At 38.9% G+C, this 19823-nt stretch carries 19 protein-coding genes; 6 read left to right on the top strand and 13 right to left on the bottom strand.

Annotated features, from left to right (window positions below):
- Positions 1 to 69: 69 nt before the first annotated feature.
- Positions 70 to 1530, top strand: a complete 1461-nt coding sequence (locus EMIN_RS04330) for a phospholipase D-like domain-containing protein (RefSeq protein WP_012415014.1) — start codon at positions 70 to 72, stop codon at positions 1528 to 1530.
- A gap of 28 nt (positions 1531 to 1558) precedes the next feature.
- Here EMIN_RS04330 and EMIN_RS04335 read toward each other — a convergent pair whose 3' ends face one another.
- Entirely contained in the window at positions 1559 to 1957 is a 399-nt protein-coding gene (locus EMIN_RS04335) for an OsmC family protein (protein WP_012415015.1), read from the bottom strand.
- 10 nt (positions 1958 to 1967) lie between these two features.
- On the bottom strand, positions 1968 to 2345 hold the full coding sequence (crcB, locus tag EMIN_RS04340) for a fluoride efflux transporter CrcB (protein ID WP_012415016.1): 378 nt from the start codon (positions 2343 to 2345) through the stop codon (positions 1968 to 1970).
- A gap of 88 nt (positions 2346 to 2433) precedes the next feature.
- Here crcB and EMIN_RS04345 point away from each other — a divergent pair, with 88 nt between their 5' ends.
- Positions 2434 to 2805: a hypothetical protein gene (locus EMIN_RS04345; protein ID WP_012415017.1), complete on the top strand. Its 372-nt coding sequence runs from the start codon at positions 2434 to 2436 to the stop codon at positions 2803 to 2805.
- The gene (locus EMIN_RS04350; RefSeq protein ID WP_012415018.1) at positions 2783 to 3976 is read left to right on the top strand and encodes a PBSX family phage terminase large subunit; all 1194 of its coding nucleotides are present in this window, start codon (positions 2783 to 2785) and stop codon (positions 3974 to 3976) included. Before EMIN_RS04345 ends, EMIN_RS04350 begins: the two co-directional genes overlap by 23 nt.
- Before the next feature lie 42 nt (positions 3977 to 4018).
- On the opposite strand, the gene EMIN_RS04355 is transcribed toward EMIN_RS04350, so the two are convergent.
- The 3 genes from EMIN_RS04355 to EMIN_RS04365 all read right to left on the bottom strand — a co-directional run bounded on the left by EMIN_RS04355 (position 4019) and on the right by EMIN_RS04365 (position 8019).
- On the bottom strand, positions 4019 to 4969 hold the full coding sequence (locus tag EMIN_RS04355) for a permease (RefSeq protein ID WP_012415019.1): 951 nt from the start codon (positions 4967 to 4969) through the stop codon (positions 4019 to 4021).
- 128 nt (positions 4970 to 5097) lie between these two features.
- Positions 5098 to 5487 (bottom strand): ArsR/SmtB family transcription factor, encoded by a 390-nt coding sequence (locus tag EMIN_RS04360; protein WP_012415021.1) that lies wholly within the window; start codon positions 5485 to 5487, stop codon positions 5098 to 5100.
- Positions 5488 to 5820: 333 nt separating this feature from the next.
- Positions 5821 to 8019: an acetate--CoA ligase family protein gene (locus tag EMIN_RS04365; protein ID WP_012415022.1), complete on the bottom strand. Its 2199-nt coding sequence runs from the start codon at positions 8017 to 8019 to the stop codon at positions 5821 to 5823.
- A gap of 80 nt (positions 8020 to 8099) precedes the next feature.
- Between EMIN_RS04365 and EMIN_RS04370 the strand changes: the two genes are divergently transcribed.
- The 3 genes from EMIN_RS04370 (at position 8100) to EMIN_RS04380 (ending at position 11408) form a co-directional block, all read left to right on the top strand.
- Positions 8100 to 8426 (top strand): YkvA family protein, encoded by a 327-nt coding sequence (locus EMIN_RS04370; RefSeq protein ID WP_012415023.1) that lies wholly within the window; start codon positions 8100 to 8102, stop codon positions 8424 to 8426.
- On the top strand, positions 8423 to 10570 hold the full coding sequence (locus EMIN_RS04375) for an AsmA family protein (RefSeq protein ID WP_012415024.1): 2148 nt from the start codon (positions 8423 to 8425) through the stop codon (positions 10568 to 10570). Before EMIN_RS04370 ends, EMIN_RS04375 begins: the two co-directional genes overlap by 4 nt.
- 145 nt (positions 10571 to 10715) lie before the next feature.
- Entirely contained in the window at positions 10716 to 11408 is a 693-nt protein-coding gene (locus EMIN_RS04380; protein ID WP_012415025.1) for an HNH endonuclease, read from the top strand.
- Positions 11409 to 11540: 132 nt separating this feature from the next.
- Here EMIN_RS04380 and EMIN_RS04385 read toward each other — a convergent pair whose 3' ends face one another.
- The 8 genes from EMIN_RS04385 to EMIN_RS04420 all read right to left on the bottom strand — a co-directional run bounded on the left by EMIN_RS04385 (position 11541) and on the right by EMIN_RS04420 (position 19818).
- Complete coding sequence (locus tag EMIN_RS04385) at positions 11541 to 12377, bottom strand: hypothetical protein (RefSeq protein ID WP_012415026.1); 837 nt, start codon at positions 12375 to 12377, stop codon at positions 11541 to 11543.
- Positions 12378 to 12572: 195 nt separating this feature from the next.
- Positions 12573 to 13046 carry a PC4/YdbC family ssDNA-binding protein gene (locus EMIN_RS04390; RefSeq protein WP_012415027.1) on the bottom strand — a complete coding sequence of 158 codons (474 nt, stop codon included), beginning with the start codon at positions 13044 to 13046 and terminating at the stop codon, positions 12573 to 12575.
- Between the two features lie 170 nt (positions 13047 to 13216).
- Positions 13217 to 14170 carry a homoserine kinase gene (locus EMIN_RS04395; RefSeq protein ID WP_012415028.1) on the bottom strand — a complete coding sequence of 318 codons (954 nt, stop codon included), beginning with the start codon at positions 14168 to 14170 and terminating at the stop codon, positions 13217 to 13219.
- Positions 14170 to 15552 (bottom strand): threonine synthase, encoded by a 1383-nt coding sequence (gene thrC / locus EMIN_RS04400; protein ID WP_012415029.1) that lies wholly within the window; start codon positions 15550 to 15552, stop codon positions 14170 to 14172. The genes EMIN_RS04395 and thrC overlap by 1 nt, the downstream gene beginning before the upstream one ends.
- Positions 15553 to 15566: 14 nt before the next feature.
- Positions 15567 to 16883 (bottom strand): homoserine dehydrogenase, encoded by a 1317-nt coding sequence (locus EMIN_RS04405; RefSeq protein WP_012415030.1) that lies wholly within the window; start codon positions 16881 to 16883, stop codon positions 15567 to 15569.
- Positions 16884 to 17151: 268 nt separating this feature from the next.
- Entirely contained in the window at positions 17152 to 18165 is a 1014-nt protein-coding gene (rfbB, locus tag EMIN_RS04410; protein ID WP_012415031.1) for a dTDP-glucose 4,6-dehydratase, read from the bottom strand.
- A gap of 17 nt (positions 18166 to 18182) precedes the next feature.
- Positions 18183 to 18695: a GNAT family N-acetyltransferase gene (locus EMIN_RS04415; protein WP_012415032.1), complete on the bottom strand. Its 513-nt coding sequence runs from the start codon at positions 18693 to 18695 to the stop codon at positions 18183 to 18185.
- Positions 18685 to 19818 (bottom strand): DegT/DnrJ/EryC1/StrS family aminotransferase, encoded by a 1134-nt coding sequence (locus EMIN_RS04420; protein WP_012415033.1) that lies wholly within the window; start codon positions 19816 to 19818, stop codon positions 18685 to 18687. Before EMIN_RS04420 ends, EMIN_RS04415 begins: the two co-directional genes overlap by 11 nt.
- Between the last annotated feature and the right edge of the window lie 5 nt (positions 19819 to 19823).

The following is a 19823-nucleotide window of genomic DNA, read 5'->3' on the forward strand; positions in this document are numbered from 1 at the left end:
AATAACTATTTGTAACTATTGAACAAAAAGACAATATTAAAAGCCGTTAATATTTTTTATAATAAAAACATGATATATTTTTCAGCTTTGGCACAGCATTTAAACAACATGCCTTATGCGGTCATATTTATTTTATACGCCGCGTATACGATGCTTCTTATAATCCACATAATTTTAAACAAAGAAGACGTTAAAGCCGCCGCCGGCTGGATAGGCCTTGTAATACTTTCGCCTTTATTAGGGGGGCTTATCTATATCGTTTTGGGTATAAACAGAATAAAAAGAAAAGCCCACCGCATGAAGCAGATTACTTACAAAAAAAATATTTCCACTATAAAAAAGAAAATACCGCCTGAAATCGCCGCCAAGCTCACTCCGGAGAATATCAGCTTTATAAATTTAAGCATGCATATACATGAAAATCTGCCCGTACTTGGAAACAGTGTTGAGCCTCTTATTAACGGCGAGCAGGCTTACCCTGTGATGATTGATTTAATTAAAAACGCTAAAAAAGAGGTTTTGCTTGAAAGCTATATTTTTGATTATGACTCCCTTTTTGAACAGTTTTTTGCGGCGTTTAAGCAGGCTTCCGCAAACGGCGCTAAAATAAAAGTGCTTATTGACGCCATAGGCGTAGGAACGGCAAGATACAAAATGCAAAAAAGATTACGAGAAATAAAAAATCTTGAAACAGGCATATTTCTTCCCCCTAAATTTATTGTTTCTTTGCCGTTTGTAAACCTGCGCAACCACCGTAAAATGCTTATTGCGGACGGGAAAACAGCGGTGTTCGGCGGCATGAATATAACAAAAAACTCTTTGGTAAAAACAGCTCCTTCAAAAAATGCAGTACAGGATATAACTTTTAAAATAGAAGGCGGCGTTATAAAACAGCTTTCCGCCCTTTTTGAGGCGGACTGGCATTTTGCCTCAAAAAAACATTTTACACCCGTTGAACACGCCCCGGAAGTAAAAGACGTTAAATCAATATGCCGTCTTATATCAGACGGGCCTGACCAAAGTTACAGTAAAATAGAAACCCTTGTTACGGCTATGCTGGGGCAGGCAAAACATAAGATTGATATTATAACGCCGTATTTTCTGCCTAATGAAACTGTTTTAACCGCCATTGAAATAGCCTCAATGAAAAACGTGGAAGTAAATGTAATAATTCCCAAAAAAACAGATATCCCCGGTATGGACTACGCCATGTCGGCAAATTATGAAAGACTTTTAAGCCGCAACGTTAACATTTATTTAAATCCCATGCCTTTTGACCACAGCAAGGCTTGTGTTATTGACGGCGCATGGACGTTAATAGGCTCGGCCAATTGGGATGAGCGCAGCTTTAAACTTAACTTTGAGTCCTGCGTAGAGTGTGTTTCAAAAGATATAGCCGCGGAAGTTGAAAAGTATATTAATTCCAAAAAAAGAATATCAAAAAAACAAATGTTTAAAACTTACGCTAAAATGAGTTTGCATAAAAGAATACGTAACAATATTTTCAGGCTTCTTACTCCTTACTATTAAAAAAAACCGCTCTTTCGAGCGGTTTTTTTTATTTAATATTTACTTCAACTTTTATATCGGGGTGAATGCTGTTATGCACCGGGCAGGTATGTATTACTTTGGAATACATTTCCATCTTTTCTTTAGAAATGCCTTCGGGAAAAATAATATCTATAATAAACTTGCCTATACGCCTGGGGTTGCTTTCCATAATTTTTTCAATTTCTATTTTGGCGCCTTTAAGGCTGTCGCCCCTGGATTCGGCCATTTTACCCATTATCGTAACTATGCAGGCGGCTAAAGAAGCGGTAAAGATATCCGTTGCGGAAAACTTTCTGCCCTTGCCGCCGTTATCTAAAGGCAAATCCGTAAAAATTTTTTCGCCTACCTCGGGGTAAAAACTTTCAGCCTCTCCGTCGCCCAAATAAGTTGTTACTATTTTTGACATAAATCCCTCCTTACAAAATTATTTTAGCGGCCTCAAATCCGCAAAAAACACCAACTAAACAAAGCAGCACGTTTAAAAGCACATTTAATGAAGCAAAAATAAATTGCCCGTTATTATAAAGGAGCAAAGTTTCATTAGAAAAAGTGGAAAACGTGGTAAACCCGCCCAATACGCCCACCATTACAAAAAGCCTTCCGTAAGGATTAGCGCTAAAGGGCTGTGATAAAAAACCTATCATAAAAGAGCCTAAAACATTAACGGCAAGCGTCGCGTACGGGAACCCGTGTTTTAAGGAAGCCGAAGCCAATACAACCGCCATAAGATAACGCATAACAGAGCCTACAAAACCGCCTGCGCCTACAATAAAAAATTCTTTTAGCAATGTCATATTTTCATTTTACCAAATTTGACTTTATCACCGCCGCTGTGCTATATTATTGCAGGGAGCCGTCATAAAATCAAATATTTTATGAGTTATGACACAAAACAAAAATGACGCAAATTTAAACCGAGATGTAAAAATCAATTTTCTAACACACCTTCAAAACGCTTTAAATATAGAAGCAGCCCTTGAACTTACCGGCCTTCAGGCGATAAAGCTTTTTTCCTTTCTTCAAAAAGATAAAGTTTTCGCACGCAGGTTTGACCAAATTATAAACCTGAAACTTGAAATAGCTTTTTTAGACTCGGCCTTGAAAACAAAATCCCCGACCATACTTTCTTTTGCTTTAACAAACCGCCTGGGCGAGAAATACAATAAAACCAAAACGCCCCCAAACAGCGCCGCCCCGCTGCCACAGATTGTTTTTACGGACATTGACGCAGATGAAACAGAAAAACCTAATTAAACCCAAAATAGGACCTGTCTTTAAATTAAATAATAAAGCGGGCAAAAGAACCGTTATAAACGTGGGCGGGGCAAGAAGCGGCAAAAGCCACGCCGTGGCGCAGCTTTTAATAATGCGCGCTTTAAACCTGCAGGGTATTAACGTGGGTATAACGCGCAAAACAATGCCCGCTTTAAAAATGACGGCGGCGCGGCTTGTAACGGACCTTCTTAAAGAATATGGCCTTTACTCCGAAAAAAACCATAATAAAATGGAGCATTATTATAATTTGGGTAAAAGCAGAATACAGTTTTTTTCTTTAGATAACCCGGAGAAGATAAAATCAGCTGAGTTTAACTATATTTGGATGGAGGAGGCAACGGAATTTACGTATGAGGACTACGTTACCCTTCTTACCCGTCTTTCCGCTCCCATAAAAGAGCCTTACAAAAACCAAATATTTTTAACGTTAAACCCTTCGGACTCAAATTCTTGGATAGCAAAAAAACTGCTTTCAGCACAAAACACGCAAATTATAAAAAGTTCTTATAAGGACAATCCTTTTTTAAGCAAAGATTATATTAACACTTTGCTGGGTTTAAAAGATATTGACGAGAATTATTACCGTGTTTTCGCTTTGGGCCAATGGGGCGCTAACAAAAATATTGTTTATGACAACTATACTTTTGTTGACGAAATAAAAAACACGGACAATGTTATCTGGGGTCTTGATTTCGGGTTTAACAACCCGTCTGCGCTTGTTAAACTTTATATATCGGACGAAGGTGTTTACACCGAGGAAAAACTTTACAAAAGTGGACTTACAAACAGCGCGCTTATAAAAAATTTAGCAGAAATTATACCCCCCTCACAAAGGCACGAAAGTATTTACGCCGACGCGGCCGAGCCTGCCCGCATAGCCGAAATAAGTGAAGCCGGTTTTAACATACACCCGGCTTTGAAAGATGTAAAAGCGGGTATTTTAAGCGTAAAAACCAAAAAACTTTTTATAAACAAAAACTCATCAAATCTTATAAAAGAGATTCAAGGTTACTGCTGGAAAACGGACTTAAACGGCAATGCGCTTGAAGAAGCGGTTAAATTTAACGACCACGCGCTTGACGCCTTACGTTACGCTTTGCACACTCATTTTTTTATATCTGGAAAGAAACCCGATGTAAGTTTTTTTTAACATTAAAAAAGCCGCCTTTTAAAAGGCGGCTTTTTTGGTATTTTAACTTATAAGATAAGGCGAAACGAAGTTTAGGAAATAGCCCATTATAATAATTCCCACAATAATAGTGGCGAAAAACGCCCCTAAAAGTTTTAACTTCATCACGCTTCTTAAAAGCACGGCTTCGGGCAGACTCATTGCCGACACGGACATTAAAAACGCTATTGTAGTTCCTAACGGTATAGGTTTGCTAAACATAACAACAGCTATGGGCACAACGCCCGCGCAACTGCCGTAAACCGGCGCGCCTAAAAGCGTTACTAAAGGCACGCTCAATATCCCCCCAAAATTAGCCACTTTAAGCACAGTGGTATCAGGCACATAGTTATGTATAACAGCGCCTAAAGCCACACCGGCCAAAATCCATAACCAAAGTTTTTTTACAATATCTTTTCCTTCATTAAGGCCGAATTTGGCGCGCGCTTTAAACGAGTCAAAAACTTCCTCCTCAATATCGCCGCCATGGATGTGTTCTTCTATATATTTGGCCATGCCGATGCGTTCTAAAAACATACCGCCCAGCATACCCACGGTTATACCGCCTATAATATAAACAGCCACTATTTTAAAACCGAAATAAGAAGGCATTAAAGCAACAAGATACTCATTAACAAGCGGCGACACTACTAAAAAACATATAGAAGCCGCGAATGGGATTCTCATTCTCACAAGGCTTAAAAATATTGGAACTGACGAACACGAACAAAAAGGCGTAAAAATAGCAAATAAAGAAGCAAAAAAACAGCTTATAAATTTATTTTTACTGCCCAAATATTTCTCCATTCTTTGGCGGTTAAAATAGGTTCTTAACACGCCTATAGCGGAAATCATTACAAACAGCATAAGCATTATTTTTACGCTGTCGTTTATAAAAAATACAACCGAAGCACCCAATCTGGCGGAAGGGTCTAAACCCATAAGCTCAACAATTTTAATAGCTAATGTTTCCATGTTTTCCCCTATCTATCCTTACTTTCTTTGGCTTGGCAGCAGCATTTTTTTTCTTTCGATTTTTTATCAAAATACGACTCTATTTTTTTTAATAAGTCATCAAGCATAACTCTCTCCTTAAAAGCACATTATTTTTTTGCTGTTTTTTTTATTTTTTTAGTTTTACTCTCTTGGTGTTTTTTGTGATGCTTTACCTCAAGATCCCTAAAAACATTACATGTCGTGCAGGTACATTCGGAATTGCAGCAATCGACAAGTAAAAAATCTATAACTTCTTTAATAGCCTCAAAATTAACGGCGTAGTAAATATATAAACCTTCTTTTCTTTTTTTTAATAAACCCGCCTGAGTAAGCAGTAAAAGATGAAAAGATAAAGTGTTTTTAGCGATATTAAGTTTTTTGCTTATATCACCCGCGCACATGCCCGTGGTTCCGTGCTCAACCAAAATTTTAAAAACGCTTAGCCTTGATTCCTGAGCGAGAGCTGCAAAAATATTTACCCTTTCGGCGCTGTTCATAAACCCTCCAAAAACAACTAATTCTATTATTCTAGAATTATAGAACTATATAACAAAAAAGTCAATAATTATTTTGTTTTGTCTTCTTAAAAATTATCGTTATGGTTTTTTATCAGCGCGATAAAAAACAGCAAAAACGCCGCTTTTGGCGGCGTTTTGTTTGAGTCATATTTGATTTATGGAATTAAGAAGCCCTTTTACGCGAACCCCGGCAATGAATATAAAATTGTTTTCATATACTCGGAATTTTTCCACCCAGGATATAGTGATATCTTTTAAGAACTTGAAGCGTAATTTTTAAAAAAATAAACCCGGGCGCGAACCCGGGTAATTTTATTTAAAAAACTGCGAAAGAATATTAATAGCTTTGTCGGCCTCTTTAAAAACCACAAGGCCTTCTTGCAAAGCGAGCGAGCGGTAATAATCAAACTTTTCTCCCGCGCTTACCACAACCGCCACGGGAAGGTTTGTTTCTCTTTTAAGAGCGCCCAGTTTTGATATAACGTCGGGATTTTCCACCTTTAAAGTTTTTACCGCCGGGCTTAAAGGCAGCATTGAAAAAACCAAAGCGCCATATTGCCCGCTTTTTAACGCGGCTTTGCTTAAGTTAAAGTAAACCTCGTCCGAAGCCATGGGCGTTACATCAAAAGGATTGCGGATATCCACAATAGCATCTAATTTGTTCTGCTTTAAAATATCTTTCATTTCCAAACTTAGTTTTTCATTAGGATATACTACGCTTATATTAGAACCTTCCCCTATATTATCCGCCATGCCGCTGGTTTCAAAACCCGCGTTGCTTATCATAAATACGGATTTGTTGTTTGTGTCAGAGTCAGCGTTGGCAAGGCACATTTGGGCTAAAAATTCAAAATCAGTGAAATTAGAAGCCACCAAAGCGCCCTCTTGGTTAAAAAGGCTTTCCGTAATAAAATAATCGCCCGCTATTGAGGCTGTGTGCCCCATAACGGCTTTTTGCCCCGCGCCGGTGCGCCCCGCTTTATAAATAACAACTTTTTTCTTTAATTCTTTAGCCCGCCTTATTGTGCGCAAAAGGCCGGCACCGTCGCCCGGTTTAAAACCTTCGATATAAAGAAGCAAAACTTTAACGTCTTTATCCTCAACAGCGTAGGCGGCGTAATCGGCCACGGTAATATCTAACTGGTTGCCCACGGTAACGCAGTAAACCGGTTTCATACCAGAGTGCTTGCTTAGGATTGAAATAACAAAAGCTCCGCTTTGGCTTATAAAAGCGCAAGGGGCAAGCTTTTCGTTTACGCCTAAAGGCGGGTCAAGCTTTTCAAAGGGAATAAAAAGAGTGTTAACTTTGGAAGGATTGGAAACTACGCCCAAGGAGTTACCGCCGTTAAGCGCGAAATCGGGATTTATTTCCCGCCCTTTTATAACAATGTCCTCAACTTCTTTTTTTAAATCCGCGCTGCCTTCTTTTTCACCTATAGCGCCGCTTATTAAAACTATGGCGTTAACTTTGCCGCTGGCAGCCGCTTCTTTAATAACGCCGGGCACAAAAGCGGCCGGCACGGTTACCACAAGAGTGTCCAGTTTAAAAGGCATGTCTTTAAAGGAAGGGGCGCATTTTACTCCGTCAATTTCCGTTACCCCCTCTTTAATAACTACTGTGTTTTCTTTAGACATACCCGCTTTGGCGATATTATTTAAAATTATCCTGCCCATATTAACTTTATTCTCACTTACGCCGATAACGCCTATAGTAGAAGGGCGCACAACACTTTCTATAGCCTTGGAACTGGGAAAGCTGCGTGTTACGTTTTTACTTTGTCTAAACCTGATAACGCCGTCTAAAGCAAACCATTCTCCCCCGCAGGCGGCCAGCGGGTTTATTTCCATTTCTTCAATAGTCCAAGCGTTGCCGGCACCGTCAGAAAAATAATTTATAAGAGAACTAAACGCACTTACCCATTTTGTAAGTTTATTAATATCACCGTGCCTTTTACCCCCGCGCACAAGCCCTTGGGAATATTTAGCGGCAAAATTTTCCGCTATAAAGGAGGCGGGCTGTAAATCGGCCGCGGCCGCTATGCTCGGACTTACACCTTTTTTTAAATTTTTTGTTAAAAATTCGGCGCCCGATCCGCCGAAACCAAGCACTACTAAGGGGCCGAAGGATTCATCCGCCCGCGCGCCAAGCATAAGCTCAGAACCTAAGGCAAAGGGCGTGTAATTTATAAATTCAACAGCCAAAACGCCTTCAGCATTGGGAAACTTTTCCATAAGTTCTTCAAAAGCGGCTTTAGCGTCCGTTTTTAAAACTATTTTAACGCCGCCCGCTTCTGTTTTATGAATGATTTTAGAGGATAATATTTTTAAAACTACTTTATCCCCCCCAAAGGATGATATTATAGAATCAAAATTCTCGGCGGTTTTATCAAACTTCTGCCATTTGGGAACCGTAAGGCCGATCCTGTCAAAAACGGCGTAACACTGCGCTTCGGTAAGCGCGGTTTGCCCGTTATCAAAAGCCGTTTTGAAAATATTATCTATAAATTTCATTCTAAAACCTCCCCATATGGCGTCAATATCATTATATCAGATGTTATTGCGCTTAATTTTTTAAAAACATACAATTAAGTATGGGACAAAATAAAGATTACGGGGATATAAAAACTCTCATAGAAATGTATAAAGCTGTGGCTAAAGGCAAATACCCTGTGCCCTGGGCCGTGATTTGCTGGGTTTTATTCTTTATTTTTTATTTTGTTTTCCCCATTGATTTAGTTCCTGACTTAATATTTCCGTTTTTCGGTTTCGCAGATGACGCGGCTTTATTTGTTTTTATTTTAACAAGGGTAAAAAAGGAAATTAACCGCTTTAAAAACTACGAAGCGCCCAAACAAATAGAGCAAAAAATTCAGGATTTAAAAAATTATAAAAACAAAAATACGGAGGAAAAGCAATGAAGAAATTATTAAAAATTGCGGCCGTGCTATTCTTAATAGCGGTAATAGCGGTAGCAGGCGCGGCGATAGCTTTAAGACAGATTTTTACGCCCGAAAAGATTAAAAATATTATTACAACCTACGCCAAAACAAACTATAACAGAGAGGTTTCTTTTGACAAACTTTCATTTAAATTAATAGGCGTGGAATTATCCAACTTCGCCATGTCCGAAGCGGGAACGTTTAAAAACGGTACTTTCGCTAAAGCGGACAGCATGGTAATAAAAATCGCTTTACGCCCGTTATTTAAAAAAAGCATTGAAGTAAGCACAATAGGGTTAGACGGCTTTAACTCCAATATAATAAAAGACGAAAAGGGCAATTTTAATTTTGACGACCTTATACCCGCGGCGGACGTCGCTTCCTCCGCACAACCCAAAACTCCTAAAGAAATAGAAGAGCAGGGGTTAAGCTTTAACGTACAGGTAGATAAGTTTTTTATTTTAAATTCCGCCATAAATTATACGGATAAAAAAGAAAAAATGACCGCCCAGATTAAAGACGTTAACGTAAAAATAAATGACTTTGTCCTAGACGGCCCTTTTGCGGTGAACTCTGATTTCAGGCTGCTTTACAATGCGCAGGATATGGCTGTTGACATGCCGGTATCTGTCAATCTTATGGCGGATCTTAAAAATAATAATTTAGACGCAGCCGAATTAACGCTTAAAAGCTTAACCGCCTCATTAAACGGCATTACAACAAACTTTCAAGGCACGGTAAAAGGTTTTAACAACCCCATTATCTCGGTAAGCGGCACAGTCAATAATGTTAACAATAAAACATTAAGTTCTTTTGTAAGCGATTTACCCGATTTCAGCCTGCCCGCTGTTAAATTAGCTTCCGACATCAAACTCAATCTAGATAAATCAAATGCTGAAATAAGCAAATATTCCGCCTCTTTAACAAAATCAACCGTAAACGGCAGTGCAAATGTTAGCTTTGGCGGAAAAGACTTGGTTTACAACGCGAAAGCCAACCTTAAACTGTTTGTTGATGAACTTGCCGCCATAGCGCCCGAACTTACAAAAGAATACGGTTTGCAAGGCACGGTAACAGGTTCCCTCTCGGCTTCCGATCCGGACAAAGTGACAGGCAAAATAACGCTGGAAAATGTTGGCGCCGCATACCAAAACGTAGTTACGGTTAAAGATATTAACGGCATAATACAAATACTTGGTATGACAAACATTAAATCAGAAACAATTACAGGTAAAATAAATGACGCCGCCTTTAAAACAACATTGGCGTTTTCCGAGAAGAAAACAAACCATTACGCCGTAAATTTTGATTTTGATTTAGACAGCCTTACAATAAAAGAACTGCCTAAAACAGAAACTTCTGAAGCGGCCAAAACAAGCGACGCTGTTCCTTCCCCTTCAGCAAAATCAAAAAAGGCCACAGGCCCTTATATTGACCTTAAAACCAATGTAAAAATCGGCCCTGTATCAGTGCCGCATTTTAACTCAAAAGGAGCGTCCTTAACAGCTGATTTAACCAGCATTGAGGATACCTTAACCACACTTAGCGGTAAAACCCAGTTTAGAGTGGAACAAGGCGAAATAACGGACATCAAACAATTTTTAGCCTCTAATAAAATAATTAACGTTATGTTTATTTCCATAGGCATAGTAAAAAAAGTGTTTGACGTTTTAAAGCTTGACGTTTTCACCTCGTCAAACAAAAAAGACGCCGTGCCTTTTGAATTAATTGAAGGCGACTACTCCTTTAACTCAGGCTTAATGACAATTAACAAAACAACCTTAAGCTCTGATCTTACAACCGTAAAAGCCGAAGGCACAATAGACTTTAAAACAGACAAACTTAACATGAAAGTAAACGCCCATTTGGGAAAACAAGGTTCAAGCGGCTTTAAACCCGTAGCCATAAAAGTAGGCGGAACCATTGATAACCCAAAAGCAACTATAGATGTGCTTTCAACGGCCACTTCAATAGTGCCGGGAGTAGCCACTTTGGGTAAAAACACCGTAAGCGGCGCCACAAATACCGCTAAAGACGTGGTAAGCGGCACTGTAGGCACAGCGCTTAAAGGCATTGGCGGGCTGCTTAAGAAAGACACAAAAGAAGAAGAAGAATCAAAATAATTAAGACTCTAAACAATTAAACATAAAAACCTCTCCGCTACTATGGGGAGGTTTTTGTTTCCTGTCGGTAACATGCAATTAAGTTTCTTTATATTTAATATAATTATTCTATATACTTTGGCAATTAAAAACAAAGGAGTTTTTAATGAATTACGGAGATATTATTTCTTATCTTCAAATGTGTACTGAAGAACAAATTTCTCTTCAGAGAGGAATGTATTTTCGCCTTAACAACAAATATTCTATTTTTCTTATGAGTGTTCGAACAGGAGCTCCTTATCATGACCTTTTTGAAGAAAATGGCAGAATTTTGATATATGAAGGGCATGATATTCCAAAAACAAAAGATTTAAAAAAGAATCCAAAAGAACTAGACCAACCTCAATACACAGAAAATGGAAAACTTACTCAGAATGGTAAATTTTATAAAGCTGCTATAGACTATAAAAACAACTTAAACGAACCAGAAGTAGTTAAGATTTATGAAAAAATAAAAGATGGGATATGGTCTTATACTGGTTTTTTCAAACTAGTTGATGCTTGGACGCAAAAATCAAATAAAAGAAGTGTTTTTAAGTTTAAACTTGAGATTATAGATGAGCCTACGAACTCCAAAACATTAAAAAAAGAAATTATCCATTCAAGACTTATCCCTACCATAGTAAAGCGACATGTTTGGGAAAGAGATAAAGGGCAATGTGTACAATGTGGAAATAAAACTAATTTACACTTTGACCATAATATACCATTCTCAAAAGGGGGCAGCTCTATAACAGCTAAAAACATTCAATTATTATGTGCAAAATGTAATTTGAGCAAGCATGATAAAATAATTTAGCCTTTAGATAAATCAAAAACAAATATTAAAACACATAAAAATCCCCCGCGACCGCAGGGGATTTTTATGTGTTTTAATTGCGTTTTAAAATGTACTTTTAAATATTATTACTCTTCTTTGTTTCAAAAGTTTTTACTCTTCGAATGTAATGCCTTGTTGGGCAAGTTTGCCTTGAAGTATCATCATCGCCGCGCCGTTAGCGCCCTGCCATTTGGAAATGGCCTGCACCTGCTCTTCAGTTTCACACTGGTTATTAGGGAAAACAGTTTCAAAAGCTTTGCCGAAAGCGGTGTTAAAATCCCCAAACGCTTTAAATTTTGCCTCCACATCTTTACCTGTTATCATCGAATCTAAAGGAGCCATAATACTGTCAAACGCCGGTTCTGATATGGTTGAAACAAATTCCAACGTGGCGGGTTTAATTGTTTTAGCGTATTCTGTAATGGCTTCAATTATAGCCGCGCTTTGCACCTGGGCTTTAGCGTTAAGATCATTTACCTCTTTTTCTATATTTTTAGCGAGCTTGGTGTATTCGTGAATTATTTCCTGCAAATAGGCGCCTTCTTTTGAAAGGTAATCAAAGATAAGGCCGCTAAATCTTGCCAAAGAAGCAAATTTTTGGTTCTTTTCGCTGTTGCGCACCTTGTTGCTGGTTTCGGCGCAATCATTAATAGCTAAGCGGAATTGTTTTGAATCTGAAACGGCTTTTAAAGCGTCATATTTAGCTAAAAGCGCGTTTACGTCTTTTATAAAGTTTTCACCATCAGATTTTACATTGGCGGTTTTAAGCATTTCCTCAAGCTTGGCTTTTAAAGTTTTAAGTTCGGACTGCGCGGAATTACTTTTTTCAACAATAGATTTTTTAAGCGCGGGCGAAAGTTTGACTATATATTCATTATCCTCGGCTTCTTGCGCATTTGCGAAAGTGAAAGATAAAATCAAACCTGCCAATAAAAACAATTTTTTCATTTTTAACTCCCGTTATTTCTGTTTATATTAACAGTTTACGGTTTTTTACAGCCGCTTACCAGGGCCATTGGACCTAAACTAACATGGGCCTAAGGACCTATGAAAACCGCACGCAAAAAACCCGAAGGAACAACCTTCGGGTTTTTTTATACACAAATAAAGAATATTTTCAGCTAACGCCCTGCAAACCCCAACCTATTTTTCATTACCGGGTTTTTGGGCAAAATAAACGCTCATTTCTTTAAAAAGTTTTTTAATTTCGCCCATTTTATTTAACGGAAGACGAATACCCTTTTTTGTCCAGCCCGTGTAAATATCATCTTCCTGCCATTGTCTTAAGTCCAAGCCTCTGGCGCCTTTAAAGGAACTTACTCTGACAATAACGCTCATGCCGGGATGTTTAGCAAATTTGCCTATTTCTTTATCTTCTAATTTGGACGCGTCGTCCGGTAAAGGTTCAAGAACAGAGGCCACGCCTTTAACAATTTCAGGCGTCATTGTAATACCCGCTCTAGTAGCGCCGCTGTATGACTCGGATTTCAAATATTTTCTTATAGAAGCATACCTGTAACCTCTGTATGCGTCTATCGAGAATTTTACTTCTTCCATCCCGTCATCGGAAACGATGGAACCTATATGCTGAAGAATCATGAAGCTGCTTTCTACCATACTTCCTCCCTTGGGAACTGCGACACTTAATATATAAAAACGATAGTATACATCCAATAATGGTTATATTATAATGTTTATTAATAGCAAAATCAACCCCCTAAAATTGCTTATATTATTGTTTTTAAGCGCGGTTTTATTAAATTTCACGCGAAGCCGGCCTTTTTAAATTATTTAAACAAATCCCCCGCCGACTTAAAAGCCCTTAATTTAGCCACATATTCCATAGGGTCTTTTACGCCTACTACGGCGTTTGGTTTGGGGTACTTCATATCCCACGCTCTTGTTGCAAAAAACCTTAAGGCCGCGCGGCGCAAAAGCGCGTTAAAAGCATATTTTTCTGCTTGTTCAAGCGGGCGTATTTTTTGGTAAGAATCCAATAAAATTTTTATTTTTTTCTCGTTATAATCAAAACCTTTATTATCAAAACACCAGGCGTTGGCGGTAACCGCCAAATCATATGCCAAGTAATCGCTGCAGCAAAAATAAAAATCAATAATGCCGCTTACATTATTTCCTTCAAAAAACATATTGTCGGGGAAAATATCCGCATGCACAAAACCTTTGGGTAAATTATAAAAGCTTTTAAGCTCTTCAGACACAAGGTTTAATTCTTTGTTAATTTCGGCAGAAAGATTTGGCGAGATATTATCAATTTTTTTATTTTTCCTTATAAGCTCAGTCACATTATCCAAGCATAACGGGTTTGCCCTTTCTTCTTTAAAATCTTTAGTTTGAATATGCAGCTTACCTAAAAAACGCCCCAGATTTTCAAGATGGGAAAAAGTAATGTCCGTTACGGATTTGCCTTCTAAAAAAGTTACTATTCCGGCCGGTTTATTTTTAAGCCGACCCGTAAAGGCGCCATATTTGTTTTTTAAAGGAACCGGACACGGAACGCCATGCAGAGCGGCGTATAACATAGCCGAATTAAAAAAAGGAAGGTCGGTGGGGTTAATTTCTTCCTCACAAACGGTAAGAATATATTTACCGGAAGTAGTAAGCAAAAAATAATTTGTGTTTTGCACGCCTTCTATAATACCCTTAAAATCAATAAGCTTAAGGTTATAGTCCGCTATAAAAGCCTCTATTTCGTCTTTATTTAACTTTACATAAAGGGCCATTAAGCGTTATTCTCCATATAAAGTTTTACCGCTTCTAAAGAGACGGGCAGAACTTCAAACCTTTCTTTCCCTTCTAAAAACTTTTTTAAAGAAGGCGGCACTTCAACCTCAACGTTTAAGGCTTTTTTTACCGCAGCGCCAAATTTTGCTGGGTGCGCCGTGGCAAGCGTTATAACAGGCTCAGACCCGTTATATTGTAAAGCGGCGTTAACGCCTACCGCGCTGTGCGGGTCTAAAATAACGCCCGTTTGCGCATAAATACTTTTTATAACCTCAAGGGTTGCGCCGTCATCAGCTTTAAACGCGGTAAAAACCTTTTTAATTTCGCTAAGCATGACAGGGGGCACGTCATACCTGCCGGTTTCTTTAAAACGCGCCATAAAAGCGTTTAGGGCCTTTTGGTCACGCGCGCAGAAATCAAAAAGCAAACGTTCAAAATTTGATGAAATTTGAATATCCATAGAAGGACTTAGAGTATGAGTTACCCCTTTTTGCTCCATAACGCCGCTGTTAATAAACCTTGTAAGAATGTCATTAGCGTTGGAAGCTATTATAAGGCGCTTAATATTAAGCCCCATTTGTTTAGCGGTATAAGCGGCAAAAATATTGCCGAAATTGCCCGTAGGCACACAAAAAGAAACGCCCTCTTGTTTTTCATCAGCTTTTAAAGCGGCGTAAAAATAATAAACTATTTGCGCGGCTATGCGCGCCCAGTTAATGGAATTTACGGCGGAAAGACTGTATTTTTCCTTAAAGCCCGCATCGGCGAAAAGGCCTTTTACTATATTTTGGCAGTCGTCAAAAGAACCTTCCACCGCTATATTTTTTACGTTTGGCGAAATAACTGTTGTCATTTGTTTGCGCTGCGCGTCAGATACTTTGTTATGGGGATGGAGAATAAAAATTTTAGCTCTTTCGGAATTTTTAAAAGCAGCTATAGCGGCGGAGCCTGTGTCCCCCGAAGTGGCGCCCGCTATTGTTATAAAAGCGTTATTCCTTTTTAAAACAGTTTCAAACATTTGGCCTAAAATCTGCATGGCAAAATCTTTAAAAGCAAGAGTAGGCCCGTGAAAAAGCTCTAAAACCAAAATATTATCTTTTAATTTTTTTAAAGGGGCAATTTCACCTTCGGAAAAATTTTTATAAGCAAGTTCAATAATATTTTTAAGTTCCGCGTCAGTAAAACAGTCTTCCGTAAAAGGGCGCAGTATTTTAAAGGCAAGCCCGTTATAAGAAAGCCCGCGCATACTTTCAATTTCGCTTTTTGTAAATTTAGGCAGCGTTTCAGGCACGTAAAGCCCGCCGTTTTCGGTAAGCCCGCCTAAAAGAACCTGTTCAAAATTAAAAGTTTTATTTCCGCCTCTTGTATCAATATATTTCATAATTTTTACCAATATTATTTTATTATAGGAAAAACTTTAACGTCTTTCTCAAAAGCGCCGGGTTTAAGCTCGCGCATTTTAGCTACGGCCCTGTTAATTTGGTTTAAGGTGGCCGTTTCCGTCACTATGGAAAAATAAGCAAATTCCCCCTCGTGAAAATTAGGGCCTATGGTAAAGATATTAACGTTTTCATCACCGATAGCTTTTGCCGCCGCGCCTGTAACACCCGGCATATCTTTAGATTTAAGAATAATATTAAAGTTCATGGCGTGTTCCTCAAAAGGTTTTATTTCGCATTCCTGCCAGGCTATGGAACTGCGTTGTTTATCCCCGCGCGCTATTTTAACTATGTCGGAAACTATCGCGCTGCCGGTCTCTTCCATGCCGGCGCCCTGGCCTACTAAAATATTTTCGCCCGAATATTTATTAATTAAACGCACGGCGTTTGTGGCCCCGTTAATATCGGCAAGGAAAATATCTTTATGCAACATCATCGGACGCACTGCGGCGTAAAGCTTATTACCCTCTCTTTTAGCGTAACAAATAAGTTTTATAACGCTGTTTATCTGCTTTGCGAAAGCAACGTCAACAGGTTTAATAACGTCAATACCGTTTACTCCGATAGTAATGCTGCGGGCGTCAACACCGTAAATCATTTGAATAAGAATTTTAAGTTTGTTGGCAGCGTCACCGCCGTTAATATCAAGGCTTGGGTCGGCCTCCGCGTAACCTAGCCGCTGGGCTTCTTTTAAGGCTTCTTCAAAAGATATTCCCCTTGATGACATGTTAGATAAAATAAAATTGCTAGTGCCATTCATTATGCCGTAAACGCTTAAAATATCATCCCCTGTAAAACATTCCGTCAAACCCTTTATTATAGGGATAGCGCCGCAAACGGCGGCCTCAAACCCTATGCTTTTATTATTTTCTTTAGCTGTTTCAAACAGACTTTTACCCGTTTTAGCAAGGAGAGATTTATTTGCCGTAACAAGGTTTTTACCCGCTTTTAAAACACTTTCATGTATATTTTTAATGTAGTCGCCGTCGCCGCCAATGGTTTCGACAACAAGGTCAATGCTTTTATCAGCCAAAACTTCTTTTATTGCGGCGGAGGCTTCCTCTTTACTAAGCTCCTCTTTCGGGTTAACGAAAAGAGAAATATCAACTCCCGCTTTTTTTGCGGCCGCCATAGGGCGCAAATCAACTATTTTAGAAATATTTATTTTTTTGCCGCTTCGTTCGGACAGAGCGGCGCTAAACTCCGATATTATTTTTGCCGTGCCCGAACCTACCGTTCCGCAGCCCAGTAAAGCTATATTATAATTTTCCATATCTAATCGCTCCTGTTTACAAACTTTATTTTAAAGAAGAAAAACCCGCCGTTTGAAGGGCGGGTTTTATTTGTATTTTAAAAATCTTTTTAATTCAAAACAAAAACCGCCAACAATTTGTCCATTGTTGTAGTTGTTGTTACTGTTGTGCTGGCGGTTCTTATTAGTTTCATATTTTTATTATAGCAAAAAAGTTTTTAATTACTTAAAAGAGTTTCATTTTATAAACGCTAAAAACTTTAGGAATATTTATAACATTTACCCTGTATTATATTCTCTCCAAATACCAGTTTATGGTTTTTATTATACCGGTATCAAAGGTTTCGTCGGCCTTCCAACCAAGCTCTGTTTCAAATTTTGTGGCGTCTATAGCGTAACGCTTATCATGCCCCGGGCGGTCTTTAACAAAAGTTATAAGGCTTTTATAGCTTTTGCCGTTAAGAGGCTTCTTTTGGTCAAGAACAGCGCAGATAATGTCAACAATTTCTAAGTTGGTACGTTCATTTCGTCCGCCTATATTATATGTTTCCCCCGCTTTGCCTTTGTGAAAAACAAGGTCAATGCCTTTACAATGGTCAAGCACGTAAAGCCAGTCGCGCACATTTTTGCCGTCGCCGTATATGGGAATTGACTGCCCGGCTAAAGCTTTGCGTATAATTGTGGGGATAAGCTTTTCTTTATGTTGTTTAGGGCCGTAATTATTTGAACAGTTGCTTGTTGTAACGTCTAACCCGTAAGTATGGTGATAGGCGCGCACAATAAAATCGCTTGAAGCTTTTGAAGCCGAATAAGGTGAGTTGGGAGCGTAGGGGGTAGTTTCTTCAAACAAACCCGTTTCGCCAAGCGTGCCGTAAACTTCGTCGGTTGAAATATGGTGAAAACGGCAGCCCTCATAGCCTTTTTTATATTTAAAAGGAGCTTCCATCCAATAATTTTTAGCCGCGTCAAGCAAGGTGAATGTGCCTTCAATATTTGTTTTTATAAACGGCAGAGGGCCTGTTATGGAATTATCAACATGCGATTCTGCCGCGAAATGTATAACGCCTTTTATATCATGCTTTTTAAATAGGTCTTCAATAAGCGCGCGGTCGCAAATATCGCCTTCGACAAAAGTGTAATTTTCGGCGTTCGCGACTTCGCTTAAATTAGATAAATCGCCCGCGTAGGTAAGTTTATCAAGGTTTATAACATTATAATCAGGGTAGGCAGCCGCAAAATAAGGAATAAAATTACTGCCTATAAAACCCGCTCCGCCTGTTACTAAAATATTTTTTTGCGCCATTCCCAGCCCCCTCTTAATTAATTTTTGAAAATCGACAAATGCACTATATCTTTAAATTCACCGTTTTTATAAACATGTTGTTTAAAGTAACCGTCTTCTTCAAAACCGCATTTTTTATAAAGCCCTAAAGCTGCGGCATTGTCTGCAAAAACTTCGCAATAGACCTTATGCATATTAAGGTGGTTAAAAGCGTAGTCAAGAATAGTTTTAATAATTTCACGCCCTAAACCTTTGGAACGGTAGTCCTCTTCACCGATAAGGACGCGCCCCATCTCACACTTTTGGCTGCGGTTGTCTATATCAATTAAAGCTATCATTCCTATGGGTTTAGCATCCTTAGTTTCAATAATAAAATTTATTTCGCTTGTTTTTTTTAAAGTGTTTTGGAACCACGCGTCATTTTGGATTTTGTTTGGCATAACAAATTCATAAAAATAATCATAATTTTGCGGAGCAAAACGCCACGCGCGTACGGTTTCCGCATCGCTTTCTTCAAAAGCCCTTAGCGAAATATTTTTATTATTTAGCATATTTTTTAACCGTATCCGCTACATATTTAACATCTTCACGGGTAAGTTTCATGTGCATAGGCAAAGATAATGTATGCTCGGAAACATAATGTGAATTAGGGCATGTGCCTTTTGCATAAGCGTACATACGGTACTCGGTATTATCCCTGTAATGCACGCCGGGGTATACGCCGTTTTCATTTAAAGCGGCTAAAAGCTCGTCCCGATTTCCAATTAAAATCTGGTATAAATGCCTGGAAGACTCACACCCCGGGGCGACGGGAACCGTTTTTACTCCGCTGTTTTTAAATTCCTCATCATACCAAGCGGCAATCTGCCTGCGGTAATTGTTGTCCTGGTCAAGATATTTTAAAGAAACAAGCCCTATCCCCGCCATAATGGAGTTGCCGTGGTCTTTAAAACCAACATACTCAACATCATATTTCCATTTATAAGCGCCTTTACCCGCCGTTCTCGCGAAAGTATCTTTATTTATCCCCAACCAGGATTTTTTGCGCACAATTTCGTCAAATTTGGCTTCTTTAAAACAAATCATACCGCTGTCGCCCGTGGGCATGTTTTTAACAGCCTGGTATGAATAAACAACAGCGTCCGCGCCGCGGCCGGGAACGTCGCCGTTAAGTTTTGTACCAGCCATATGGGCCGCGTCAAGCACTAAGGCAAGGCCTTTTTCTTTACAAATCTTTTCAACTTCAGCGTAACGGCCCGCGTTGCCGCCGATACCAACAAATAAAACAGCTTTTGTTTTTGGCGTAATTCTTTCGACTACGGATTTAGGGTCTAAACATAAATATTCGTCCACATCGGCAAAAACGGGTTTTAACCTGTTATATAAAATAGCGTGGTTGCTGGAAACGAATGTCATTGGTGTTGTAATAACTTCATCGCCGTCTTGCCAGTTATTTTCCTCTTTTAAAATATTAAAAGCAAGGTCAAGCCCCGCCGTTGCTGACGCTAAAAAATGGGCGTGGGGCAGTTTTGTGTATTCTTTCCACTTTTCTTCCAACTCAACTGTTTTAAAACCAAGGCCAGTCCAGCCTTTATCCAAACATTCTCTTATCTGTTCCAAACATTCTTCCGTCCTAAAAGTAGGTATAAACAACGGAATATTTTTTTGCGCCATAATAT

Source organism: Elusimicrobium minutum Pei191 (assembly GCF_000020145.1).
Taxonomy (GTDB): Bacteria; Elusimicrobiota; Elusimicrobia; order Elusimicrobiales; family Elusimicrobiaceae; genus Elusimicrobium; species Elusimicrobium minutum.